The following is a 12084-nucleotide window of genomic DNA, read 5'->3' on the forward strand; positions in this document are numbered from 1 at the left end:
GTCAGTCGCCGACCCCCAGCGCGCCCAGCAGCATCGGCAGGGACGCGTGCAGCTCGCGCTCCCAGTAGGCCCAGCCGTGGGTCCCCGGGCCGTAGAAGTGGGTCGTCACGTGCCTCGCGTCGACACGCTTCAGCTCGGCCGCGAGCGCGTGGTTCTGGCGGTTGAAGTCGGCCTCCAGGGCGCTCGTCGCGCCCGGTGCGTCCAGGGGGCCGGTGGTGCCGTCGCCGCTGGAGAGGTAGACCGGGATCGACCTCAGTCGCCTGGCGAGGTGGAAGGGGTCGTGGGCCTGCCAGATGCCGCGTTGGGCGACCGGGTCGCCCCAGACGCGGAGCGGGTCGTTGTCCTGGCCGGCGAAGAAGCCCATGATGCGGTCGACCGACTCGTCGTTCAGGAGGGGATGGGCGGAGCCGGAGAAGGCGGCCGTCGCCCGGAACATCCCGGGGTGCCGGGCGGCGTACAGCAGGGCGCCCTGACCGCCCATGGACAGGCCCGCGACCACGCGGTTGCTGCTCGCACCCCAGTCGCGTTCCAGGAGATGGCGCAGCTCCTTGGTGTGGAACGTCTCCCATGCCGGGTCGCCACCTTGGCCGTGGTTCCACCAGTCGCTGTACCAGCCGTTCCAGCCTGCCTCGGGCATCACGACCAGGACGTCGCGCAGGCTCTCCGTCTCCGCCACGTCCGTCATGCTCGTCCACGACGTGTAGTCGCCGCAGCAGCCGTGCAGGAGCCAGAGGGTGGGCCAGTGCTGCCGGTGACGTCGGTCGTGCGGGTTCCAGCCGTCGGGGGTGAGGAGCCGGACTTCGACCGTGCGGCCGCCCAGGGCCGTCGACCGCACCGACAGGTCGACCTGCCGGTCCGCGACCCGGGTGACGGCGACGACCTCCGCTCCGGGGCGGGCGGCGCCCGTCTCCGGTTTCCCGGCGGCCAGGGCCTCTGGAGCGGTCGGCGTCAGAACGGCCAGCAGGACGGCGAGGACCAGGAGGAGTCTGGCTCGCAGCGGGGTGAGGACGGTGGGCACGTTCGCGAACACGGCGGCTCCCTGGGTGGGTTGCTGTGCGTGGTGCGTGGTGCGTAGGTCGTTGTGCGTTGTGCGTGGTGCGTAGGTCGTTGTGCGTTGTGCGTCCGGCGGGCGGTCGTGGCGGACCTGGTCAGGGTCGGGCGCGGTGCCGGTGCGGCAGGATCAACAGCGCGTCGCCGACCGGGCGTTCACCCGCGGCGTCCGAGGGGGAGTTGAGTACGGCACCCTCGGCCACCATCGTGGTCGAGCCGCCGCCGTCCAGGTTGACGGCGGCGCGCAGGCCGAGTGACCTCGCGACCTCCGCGCTCTCGCCGATGCTGAGTCCGAGGGAGTCCGTGCTGCGTCCGTCGGCGGTGACGAGGACGGTCCGGCCCGCGGCGTCCACCCCGGCCACGGTGCGCGGGTTGCGCTTGTGGACCCAGCCGTAGTACCAGCTCGGGTCGCCGGGGTGCACCATGCCGTCGGTGGCGGGGGTGACGTGGACACGGCCGTCGCGGACCAGCTCGGGACCCGCGTTCACGATGTCGGTACCGGGCGAGGTGGACATCCGGCGACCTCGGTCGTCCAGCAGGGTCGCGCTCACGCGCAGGCGCTCGCCGACGCGGGCCGTCGCGGTCAGGTCGGCGACGCGTTCGCCGGTCGCCTGGACCGAGCTGCCGCCCCGGGGGATCGTTCCACCGCGTGGTGAGCGCAGTTCCACGACCCGCTCGTGGGCGTCCAGTACGGCTTCCATGCCTTCGCCCCCGGGGGTGCGGCCGCCGTAGTCCGGGGTGAAGGCGACCAGCTCGTCGGGGTTGGTGCAGGTGACGTCGTGCAGTGGGAGCGACGTCGGGGTGTCGCCCGCGCTGCCGCCGCAGTTCCTGATCAGGCCAGGTACGCGGTTGACGCCGTTCAGGGGGAGGGAGGCGGCTCGGGTGGCGATGCGGCCCTGCCAGGTGAGCCGGGCGATCTCGGTGCGGCGGCCGTCGTCGTGGACGACCAGGGCCGGGCGTCCGGCCACCGGTTCGCTCAGCAGGCGGCCGTCGTACACGCCCACTCCGGCGGGGTCGCCCGGTGCGCCCGCCCTGGGGTCGAGGACGAAGAAGCCGGCGTTGACCGCGGCCGTTGCGGCGGCCGACGCCGCCAGCGCGCTGGTCGTCTCCCGGTTTTCCAGATCGGGCCCGTACGACGCGTCGAGGGTGCCGCGGAATGTACGCGGGTCGATGGTGAGTACGTCGACGTGCCACGGGCCCCGGTCCGTCGCCGCGCCGTCCCAGCCGGTGTAGACGGCCGAGCCCGAGTACCCGGCCGCTCTCAGGCGGGTGCGTTCGGCCGTCGCGGCGGTCTGCGAGTCGAAGGTGCCGATGCGCACCCGCCAGCCGAGGGTGCCACCGCGGTAGTCGGCCGTCGCGGGTGTCGTCACCTCCTCCACCCTCGCTTCGAAGCCGTCCCGCCGCAGTTCCGCGGCCAGTTCGTCGGCGCTCGCCCGGTCCTTCAGCGCCGTCGGCGGCGCGTCGGGGTCCGGGGAGGTGTCGCCTCCGGGGATGGACACCTCGACGGTCCAGTGGAGTGCCGGGTCCTCGGCGTTCCCGCGCACGATGCGGGTCAGGGTGACGCCCGGCTGGAGGGTGGTCGTGGTGCGGCGCTCGGGGAGGCCGGCGGGGCCCAGGGGAAGGGCGCGACGGGCCGTCGGCGGGTGCCCGCCGGGGTGCGGGGACGCCACCGCGGCCGGTGGAAGCGCGGCCAGCGCGGTGAGGGCGCCGAGAACGACACCCGTGGCGGCGCACAGCCGCCTCTTCCTCAGCTTCATCTGTCGTCCCGTCTCGCGTCGACCACGGACACCGACCGACCCATGCTGCGCACAAGTATCGGCCGGTCCCCGTCCACGTCAAGGCCGCCTCGGAAGGCGGAAGTTCGTCCGGTTCGCATGCGGCCCCGGTCAGGGGATCCGCGCCACGCCCGCGTAGAAGCCGCTGCGTTCGCGCACCGGTGCCGGTTCCTCCTGGTACCACTCGGTCGCGAACACCAGGCCGGGCTCGACGAGTTCGAGGCCGCAGAAGAAGGGCTCGACCTCGCTCCGGGTGCGCATCCGAAGCGGGATGGCCCCCTTCTTGTAGGCGGACTCGGTCTCCTGCTTCAGCTCCGGATGCTGGTCGGCGGTGCCGTGCGACAGGAGCAGGTAGCTGCCGCGGGGAAGGGTGTCCACGAGGGTGCTCACGACCCGGTACGGGTCCTCGTCGTCCGGCAGGAAGTGCAGGAGCGCGATCAGGGAAAGGGCGATCGGGCGGTCGAAGTCCAGTACCTCCCGGGCGCGTTCGAGGATCGTCGCGGGCTGCCGGACGTCCGCGTGGAGGAAGTCCGTGACTCCCTCCGGGGTGCCGGTCAGCAGCGCCTCCGCGTGCCTGAGGACGATCGGGTCCTTGTCCGCGTAGACGATCCGGGCGGCCGGGCTGATCGCCTGCACGATCTGGTGCAGGTTGGGTTCGGTGGGGATGCCGGTGCCGATGTCCAGGAACTGGTCGACGCCGCTCTTCGCCAGCCAGGCCGCCGCGCGGTGCATGAACGCCCGGTTCCGGGCCGCGTTGCCGCGTGCCTCCGCGGGGAGGGTCTCGCCGACCCGCTGGTCGACGGGGTAGTTGTCCTTGCCGCCCAGCAGCCAGTCGTAGACGCGGGCCGGGTGCGGCTTGCTCGTGTCGATGTCGGGTCTGGGTGTACCGGCGGTCACAGGACCTCCTCCGTACGCGGGACGCCATCGTCGGGTCGTCAGCGTAGCGGGACCCGCCCCTGGTCAGGCGGGGCGGCGCGTGGGGGGTTCCGGGGCGATCGGGGCCCGCCGACGCCCGCTCTCGTGCCAAGATGATGTTCCGACCGGCGCTCACCCAGGTGTTCAGCATCCTGGAGCCGTGGGTGGCCCACGAGTTGAGGACGGAGTCAGGCCGCATGACCTCCCTGAGCAGTGGTGAGAGCGCCGCCCACCCCGACCGGATCGACACGAGCAGGCCCCATCCCGCGCGGATGTACGACTACTTCCTCGGCGGGAAGGACAACTACGAGGTCGACCAGAGGGCCGCCGAGCAGTTCATGAAGTCGGCGCCCGAGGTGCGTGAGGGAGTGCTCGCCAACCGGCACTTCATGCACCGGGCGGTGCGGCACGTGGTGGCCGAGGGCGGCGTCCGCCAGATACTCGACGTGGGCACGGGTCTGCCCACCGAACCCAACGTGCACCAGATCGCGCGGTCCGTGGCCCCCGGGACCCGGGTCGCGTACGTCGACAACGACCCCATCGTCGCCACCCACTCGAGGGCCCTGGCGGACGACCCGGACACCGCCGTCGTCCTGGCCGACCTGCGCGACCCGCGCTCGATCCTCGAACATCCCGAGGTGCGCGCGGTCATCGACTTCGACCGGCCGGTGGCGCTGCTGCTGGTCGCCGTCGTGCACTTCGTGGCCGACGCGCAGGACCCGGCGGGCATCGTCGCCACCCTGCGCGACGCGCTGCCCGCCGGCTCCTACCTCGTCCTGTCGCACGCGACGGGCGACGTCCACGAGGACCGGCGCGAGGACGCGGCGGCCGTCTACAACAAGGCCACCGCGTCCCTCAACCTGCGGTCGCACGCCGCGGTCCTCGACCTCTTCGGTGATTTCACGATCGTGGAGCCGGGGCTGGTCCGGGTCACCGACTGGCGCCCCGAGGAGGCGCGGCGCCCCGACGCCCCACCGATCGGCATCTACGGCGGAGTGGCACGCAAGGACGCCTGACGCACGGCGGCGGCCCCGCCCCGCCCGGCGGCGGCCGGCTATCCCTTCTGCTCCACCCGCACCCAGTCCACCTCGGCCTGCACTCCCCCGGCCGCGATCCGGTCCACGCTGGACTGCGGCAGCCCCCAGTACGGACTGGTGACCTGGTTCCAGCCCGCCGGGTAGGCGCCGCCGAGCGCGAGGTTGAGGACGACGTACTGGTCGTGGTCGAAGACCCAGGCGCGTCACGGGTGACGTCATGGGCCATGCCACCGGCAATGTCATACACCTGACAGAAGAGCTCGTGCACACGGACCGTGGTGGGCGCGGACTCCCGCATCCGCACCCACCACGGGGTCTCAGGCGGCCTTGCGCTCCCTCCCGCGCGCCCGGCCGATGATGTCCGCGTAGTGGTGCCCGCTGCCCTTGATCGTGCGGACCTGGGTCGCGTAGTCGACGTGGACCAGGCCGAAGCGCTTGTCGTAGCCGTACGCCCACTCGAAGTTGTCCAGCAGCGACCACGCGAAGTACCCGGCCAGCGGGGCCCCCTTGCGGGCGGCGGAGGCACAGGCCGCGAGGTGGGCGGTCAGGTACTCCTGACGCTCGGGATCGTCGACGCTGCCGTCGGGACGGACCAGGTCGGGGAAGGACGAGCCGTTCTCGGTGACGTACAGCTTGCGCGGTCCGTACTCCTCGGTCAGGCGCAGCAGCAGGTCCTCGATGCCGCCGGCGTCGATCTCCCAGTCCATGCCGGTGCGCGGGACGCCGGCGCGGCGGACGGTGCGCACCTGCGGGGCGGGGCCGGTGGGGTCGGCGGCGACGGTCTGGGGGAAGTAGTAGTTCAGGCCGAGCCAGTCCAGTTCGGCGCCGATGAGCCGCATGTCGCCGGGCCGCTCGGGGAGTTCGACGCCGTAGACCTCGCGCATGTCCTGCGGGAAGCCGCGGCCGTGGACCGGGTCGAGCCACCAGCGGTTCGTGTGGCCGTCCATGCGGCGGGCGGCGGCCAGATCCTCCTCGCGGTCGGTGGCGGCGTGGATGGTGGAGAGGTTGTTGACGATGCCCACCTGGGCGTCCGGGGCCGCCGCGCGGATGGCCTGCATCGCCAGGCCGTGTCCCAGGAGCAGGTGGTAGGAGGCACGGACGGCCGCCGTCAGATCGGTCTGGCCGGGGGCCATCTTGCCCTCCAGGTGCCCGATCCAGGCCGAGCACAGCGGCTCGTTGAGGGTGGCCCAGTGGGCGACGCGGTCCCCGAGGCGTTCGGCGACGACGGCGGCGTACGCGGCGAAGTGTTCGGCGGTATCCCGCTCCGGCCAGCCGCCCCGGTCCTGGAGCACCTGCGGCAGGTCCCAGTGGTAGAGGGTGACGGACGGGGTGATGCCGGCGGCCAGCAGGTCGTCGACGAGCCGGTCGTAGAAGGCCAGGCCCTTGGCGTTGACCGGGCCGTCGCCGCCCGGCACCACGCGCGGCCAGGCGACGGAGAGGCGGTAGGCGTTGGTGCCGAGGCGCCGCATCAGCTCGATGTCCTCGTGCGTGCGGTGGTAGTGGTCGCAGGCGACGTCGCCGTGGTCGCCGTTGTCGATCTTCCCGGGGGTGTGCGAGAAGGTGTCCCAGATCGACGGCGAACGTCCGTCCTCCGCCACGGCTCCCTCGATCTGGTACGCCGATGTGGCCGTGCCCCACAGGAAGTCGTCCGGGAGTGCGGCGAAGTCGATGGTCACGAAGGTCCTTTCGGGTTGGGGGTGAGAGCGCTGGGGCGTGCCGGTCACTTGACGGCTCCGGCCGTCAGGCCCGCCACCAGGTAGCGCTGGAGGAGCAGGAAGCCCGCGACCACGGGCACGCTCACGACCAGCGAGGCGGCCATGATCTGGTTCCAGTAGACGTCGTTCTGCGTGGAGTAGCCCTGGAGCCCGACCGCGAGGGTGCGGGTGGCGTCGTTGGTCATGACGGAGGCGAACAGGACTTCGCCCCAGGCGGTCATGAAGGCGTAGACGGCGACCGCGACGATGCCGGGGATCGCGGCGGGCACGACGACCTTGAACAGGGCGCGCAGCGGCCCGCAGCCGTCGACGAGGGCCGCCTCGTCCAGGTCGCGGGGTACCGAGTCGAAGTACCCGATCAGCATCCAGATGGAGAAGGGCAGGGAGAAGGTCAGGTAGGTGAGGATGAGGCCGCCGCGGGAGCCGAACAGGGCGATTCCGGTGGCGTTGCCGATGTTCACGTAGATCAGGAACAGGGGCAGCAGGAAGAGGATGCCCGGGAACATCTGCGTGGACAGGACGGTCACCGAGAAGACGCGCTTGCCGCGGAACTCGTAGCGGCTGACGGCGTAGGCGGCGAAGACCGCGATCACGACCGAGCAGACGGTCGCCGCGCCCGCCACGATCAGCGAGTTCACGAAGTACTTCGCCAGCGGGACCGTCGACCAGATGTCGATGTACGGACGGATGGTCAGGTTGCTCGGCAGCCAGTGGAACTGGCTGGAGACGTCCTCGAGCGGCTTCAGCGAGCTGGAGACCATGACGTACACCGGCAGCAGCACGAAGCCGGTCAGCAGGGTGAGGAAGACGCGGCGGGTCCAGGTGAAGGAGCGCGGCGCCGCCATCGGGGACCTAGACATCGGCCGTCTTCCTCTCCCGGGAGTTGCGGGGGGCCCGCGCGGTCCTGGAGGTCACGAACAGGTACACGCCCGTCACCAGCAGCAGGAAGAGCAGCAGCAGGACCGACATCGCGGAGCCGGCGCCGAAGTTCCAGGTGACGAAGGACGACTGGTAGATGTGGATGGAGATCAGGTCGGCGGCCTCCGGCGCCGCCTTGCCGAACAGGACGAACGGCGTATTGAAGTCGTTGAACGTCCACAGGAACAGCACCAGGACCAGGACCTGGTTGACCGGACGCAGCGACGGCAGGGTGATGCGGCGGATCTGCTGCCAGACGCCGGCGCCGTCCAGGGCGGCGGCCTCGTACAGCTCCCTCGGGATGTTCTGCAGGCCGGCCATGACGATGAGGAAGGCGAACGGCCAGCCCTTCCACACCGACACGACGAGCAGCGCGACGAAGCTGTTGTCGCCGATCAGCCAGAAGGAGGGCTTGTCGGTGAGGCCCAGCTGGTCGTGCAGGACGTGGTTCACCAGGCCGTTGTCGTGCTGGAACATGAACGCCCAGGTGATGACGGCCGCGTAGACCGGCAGGGCGTACGGCACCAGGAAGATCGCGCGGAGCAGGCCCCGGCCGCGGAAGGCGTCCTGCATGCAGATCGCGGCGGCGGTGCCGATCAGCCAGCACAGGCCGACGGAGAGGATCGTGAAGGCGCAGGTGACGAGGAAGGAGTGGAGCAGCGCCTCGCCGACGGGGGCGTCGAAGTCCACCGACATGGTGAAGTTGTCGAGCCCGGCCCACGGGGCGGTGGTCCAGTCGCGGATGTAGAACTGGGTGAGTTCCTTGAAGCTCATCACGATGCCGATGACCATCGGCACCAGATGGACGAGGAGTTCGAGGAGCAGGGCCGGCAGGAGCAGCAGGTAGGGCAGGCCGATGCGGCGGATCCGCCCGGGGCGGCGGCGGGGTCCGCGCGCCGTCCCGGGGGAGCTCTTGCCGACCGTCCGCTCGCCGGGCTGCGCCGAGGCGGTCGTGGTGGTCATGGCGAGGTCCGTGTCCGTGTCGGAGTCGGTGGGGCCGGTTCGAAGTCGCGGGTCGGGGTGCTCACTTGCTGGGCATCTGCTGCTGTGCCTTGGCGAGCTTCTCCTTGACGGACTCGGTGGTCACCTCGCGTCCGTTCGCGGCGTCGGCGAAGAGTTCCTTGACGGCGGTGCCGACCGCGGTCTCGAACTGCGACTCGTCGGGCACCTGGGGCAGGGCCGCGGCGCTGGTGGCGAGGGTCTCGCGGAGCACGGCGGTGGCCTGGGTGTTGAACGCCGGGTCGGACTGGGCGGCCTTGACCGGCGGGATGGAGCCGTAGGCCTTGTTGAGGAGCTTCTGCTCGGCGTCGCTCGTCATGAACTTCACGAACTTGGTGGCGCCGTCGAGGTTGTCGCTGTTCTTGAAGACGGCCATGTTGATACCGGCGACCATGGAGTTGGTGGCCTTGCCGGCGCCGGGGGCCCCGGACGGGACGGGCGCGGGGGCGACTCCCCACTCGTCGTCCTTCATGCCCATGGTCTTGAAGGTGGCGGAGGCGGTCTGCCACAGCACCATCGCGGTCTTGCCCTTGGCGAAGTCGCTGAGGGACTGGTTCTGCGCGTACTCGGCGTTGCCGGGTGCGACGACCTTGTCCTGGGCCATCAGGTCGACGTACTGCTTGACGGCGGCGACGGCTCCGTCGGAGGTGAAGTCGGGCTTGCCGTCGGCGGTGAAGAAGTCGGCGCCGTGCTGCTTGGCGAGGACGAAGACCTGGTGGATGTTGTTGGACAGGTTGGAGCCCTCCGCGCCCAGGCCCCACTTGCCGTCCCTGGAGATCTTCCTGCCGGTCTCGACCAGCTCGTCCCAGGTGGCCGGGGGCTTGGTGATGCCGGCGTCGGCGAACATCTGCTTGTTGTAGTAGAGCGCGTAGGCCATCGAGTACAGCGGGACCGCGGCCGGGTCCTGGCCCTCGACGCCGGTGGAGCCGAGCGCGGAGTCGACGAAGCGGTCCCTGCCGCCGATCTTCTCGAAGTTCTTGGCGTCCCAGGGCAGCAGGGCGCCGGTGGCCTGGAGGGAGGCGCTCCAGGTGTTGCCGATGTTCAGGACGTCGGGGCCCTGTCCCGAGGTGGTGGCGGTGAGGATCCGGTTCAGCAGGTCGGACCAGGGCACCACCTCCAGCTTCACCTTGATGCCGGTCTCCTTCTCGAACTTGTCGAGTTCGGGCTGGAGGACCTTCTTGTCGACCTCGACGCTGGCGCCCTGGTTGGAGGCCCAGTAGGTGAGTTCCTTCGGCGAGTCGTTGGATCCGCCGCCCGAGGAGGAGCCCCCTCCGCAGGCCGTGGCGGCGAGTGCGAGAGACATGGTGACGGCGCCTACGGCCGCGGCTCGGATGCTGCGCATGGCTCCTGGGTCCTTCCGGGAGTCGGTCGGGAAGTCCCGACGGCGGCTTCGGCTGTTTCCCTTCCGAAGCCCCTCATGGCTTAATTTAGGACGTGAGTTAAACCCCGAGAGAAAGACTCGTCAAGGTCTCTCGCACGTTCGAGGGGCACGCGGGGGCGGCAAAGGGAGGGGCCGGATGGCCAGGCACGGCGGGCGCACGGTCCGTGACCTGCGGCGGGAGAGCCGCAGCACCGTTCTGCAACGGTTGTATTTCGACGGGCCGATGAGCCGGCTCGCACTGGGCTCGGCGGCCGGCCTGAGTTCGGGTTCCGTCAGCAACGTGGTCGCCGAGCTGATGGCCGACGGACTCGTGGAGGAGGCGGGCACCCTCGGCGCGGACGGCGGGCGGCCGCGCACCCTCGTCCGGGTCGCGGCGGACCGGGGGCGGCTCGTCGGCGTCGACGTCGGCGAGACCCGGGTGCGCGTGGAGCTGTTCGACCTGTCGATGTCCGAACTCGCCCGGACGGAGCGCGTGCTGCCCGGACACGGGTCACGCTCCTACGACGTCGGCGTGGTCGCCGGGCACATCCTCGACGGGGTCGCGGAGGTGCTCGGCGCCGACCGCGCCGACGGCCGGGTGCAGGGCCGCGGTGAGCTGCTGGGGGTCGGCATCGGTGTCCCCGGAATCGTCGAGTACACGGCCGACGGCACCCTGGTGCACGGCCAGACCGTCGGCTGGGACGCGGTCCCGCTGGAGGCGCTGCTGCGCGACTCGGGCCGACTGCCCGCGCACGTACCGCTGTTCGTCGAGAACGGCGCCAGGACGCTGGGGCAGGCCGAGATGTGGTTCGGCGGCGGTCGCGGCGCGCGCAACGCCGTGGTCGTGCTCTTCGGCTCCGGGGTCGGCGCGTGCGTCGTCACCGACGAGGTCGAGCAGGGACGTGCGGTGGAGTGGGGGCACCTGACGGTACGGGTGCGAGGGCGCCGCTGCCGGTGCGGCGCACGGGGCTGCCTGGAGGCGTACGCCGGGGCGGAGGCACTGCTCGCGCGGTGGCGGGAGGCGGGTGGACAGCCGCCGTCCGGGGCCGACGAGGAGGCCGCGCTCACCGCCCTGCTGTCCGCCGCCCGGCCCGGGGACGGGGGCGAACCGGATCCGGTGGCGGCGGAGGTCCTCGCGGAGACCGCCGAGTACCTGGGCGCGGGGCTGGCCGACCTGGTCAACCTCTTCCAGCCCGAGCGGGTCCTGGTGGGCGGCTGGGCCGGACTCCAGCTGGGCCCGGCCTTCCTGGAGTCCGTCCGGGCCCACACACTCGCCCACGCCCTGCGGCACCCCGCCGGGCGGGTGGGCATCGCGCTGGGCCGCCTCGGGCCCGACGCGGTGACGGTGGGCGCCGCGATCCTGCCCCTGGCGGCTTTCTTCGCCCGCGGCGGCCGGCGTCCGCCGGTCGACTCCCCCGCGCCGGCCCCGGCGTGGCGGGCCGCTCTCGGAGGAAGGCTGGCGGCGCGGCGGGGCGGAGGATGAGGCCGTGCGCACGGCGCGTGCAGCGGCAGGTGCGTGGACTAGGCTGAGCCGGCCGGCAGGGGCTTCCGGGGAAGGACGTCCGGGAAGGGCTTCCGCGAAGGGCGGCCGGGAAGGGCGGCCGGGAGCGGCCCGGTGGAGATTGATCGCGACAGGGAGAACGACGAGATGGCAGGCCGAAGGCGCTGGTCGACCGAGCAGATCCTGGACGCCGCGGCGGAGCTGCTGCTCGCGGGCGACGCCGAGACGTTCAGCGTGCGCAAGCTCGCCGCGTCGCTGGGGACCGACTCCTCCAGCCTCTACCGGCACTTCCGCAACAAGACCGAACTGCTGCGCGCGGTCGCCGACCGGATCCTGCTGTCCGCCATGGACGGCTACCGGCCCGAGGGCGACTGGAAGCAGCGCCTCACCGCCGTGGCCCTGCGTCTGCGGGAGTCCTTCGGGCAGCAGCCGCAGCTCGCCGCGGTCTGGGGGCGGCACGGGTCGGGCGGCACGGGCTCCCGGCTGATGATGGAAGAGGTGCTGCAGGCCCTGCGCGCCTCGGGCCTGCCCGACGACGAGATCCCGGCGCGCTACCACCGGCTCGTGATCCTGATCTCCTCACTGATCACCGCCGAGGGCGGATTCGGCGCCGTCGGTGCCCAGGAGCACGAGCAGGGCATGGAGCAGTTCCGGGTCGCGGTGCTGGGCGCCGACCCCGAGCGCTTCCCCGCGCTGTCCCACTTCGCCCGGGAGATCCGCCCGCTGGGCGCGGACCGCGGCGCCGCCTTCGAGGAGATCCTCGCCGCCCACCTCGCGCACCTCGAGGCCGCGGCCCCCTGATCCGGGCCGCCCG

The 12084-nt window shown here is 71.7% G+C and carries 10 protein-coding genes and 1 pseudogene; 3 read left to right on the top strand and 8 right to left on the bottom strand.

From position 1 onward, the window contains the following. Position 1: 1 nt before the first annotated feature. From R2E43_RS05370 to R2E43_RS05380, 3 genes are all read right to left on the bottom strand, one after another. On the bottom strand, positions 2-1030 hold the full coding sequence (locus R2E43_RS05370; protein ID WP_191850049.1) for an alpha/beta hydrolase: 1029 nt from the start codon (positions 1028-1030) through the stop codon (positions 2-4). Positions 1031-1148: 118 nt separating this feature from the next. Further along, positions 1149-2807 (bottom strand): phosphodiester glycosidase family protein, encoded by a 1659-nt coding sequence (locus R2E43_RS05375; protein ID WP_319122443.1) that lies wholly within the window; start codon positions 2805-2807, stop codon positions 1149-1151. 129 nt (positions 2808-2936) lie between these two features. Beyond that, positions 2937-3722 carry an SAM-dependent methyltransferase gene (locus R2E43_RS05380; protein ID WP_030871709.1) on the bottom strand — a complete coding sequence of 262 codons (786 nt, stop codon included), beginning with the start codon at positions 3720-3722 and terminating at the stop codon, positions 2937-2939. 215 nt (positions 3723-3937) lie between these two features. Here R2E43_RS05380 and R2E43_RS05385 point away from each other — a divergent pair, with 215 nt between their 5' ends. Next, entirely contained in the window at positions 3938-4756 is an 819-nt protein-coding gene (locus R2E43_RS05385; protein WP_030871705.1) for an SAM-dependent methyltransferase, read from the top strand. 38 nt (positions 4757-4794) lie between these two features. Here R2E43_RS05385 and R2E43_RS05390 read toward each other — a convergent pair. From R2E43_RS05390 to R2E43_RS05410, 5 genes and pseudogenes are all read right to left on the bottom strand, one after another. Then, positions 4795-4974 (bottom strand): annotated as a pseudogene (locus tag R2E43_RS05390) (hypothetical protein); the annotation flags it as partial. Positions 4975-5094: 120 nt separating this feature from the next. Then, positions 5095-6453, bottom strand: a complete 1359-nt coding sequence (locus tag R2E43_RS05395; protein ID WP_106518044.1) for a GH1 family beta-glucosidase — start codon at positions 6451-6453, stop codon at positions 5095-5097. Positions 6454-6497: 44 nt separating this feature from the next. Then, positions 6498-7337, bottom strand: a complete 840-nt coding sequence (locus R2E43_RS05400; protein ID WP_003972375.1) for a carbohydrate ABC transporter permease — start codon at positions 7335-7337, stop codon at positions 6498-6500. Positions 7338-7344: 7 nt separating this feature from the next. Next, positions 7345-8373: a carbohydrate ABC transporter permease gene (locus R2E43_RS05405; RefSeq protein WP_030871701.1), complete on the bottom strand. Its 1029-nt coding sequence runs from the start codon at positions 8371-8373 to the stop codon at positions 7345-7347. Between the two features lie 61 nt (positions 8374-8434). Further along, complete coding sequence (locus R2E43_RS05410) at positions 8435-9751, bottom strand: ABC transporter substrate-binding protein (protein ID WP_191850055.1); 1317 nt, start codon at positions 9749-9751, stop codon at positions 8435-8437. 175 nt (positions 9752-9926) lie between these two features. On the opposite strand from R2E43_RS05410, the gene R2E43_RS05415 reads away from it, so the two are divergent. Then, positions 9927-11252 carry an ROK family protein gene (locus tag R2E43_RS05415; protein WP_319216759.1) on the top strand — a complete coding sequence of 442 codons (1326 nt, stop codon included), beginning with the start codon at positions 9927-9929 and terminating at the stop codon, positions 11250-11252. Between the two features lie 165 nt (positions 11253-11417). Then, positions 11418-12071 carry a TetR/AcrR family transcriptional regulator gene (locus tag R2E43_RS05420; protein WP_011031034.1) on the top strand — a complete coding sequence of 218 codons (654 nt, stop codon included), beginning with the start codon at positions 11418-11420 and terminating at the stop codon, positions 12069-12071. The last annotated feature ends 13 nt before the right edge of the window (positions 12072-12084 follow it).

The organism is Streptomyces violaceoruber (assembly GCF_033406955.1).
GTDB lineage: Bacteria > Actinomycetota > Actinomycetes > Streptomycetales > Streptomycetaceae > Streptomyces > Streptomyces violaceoruber.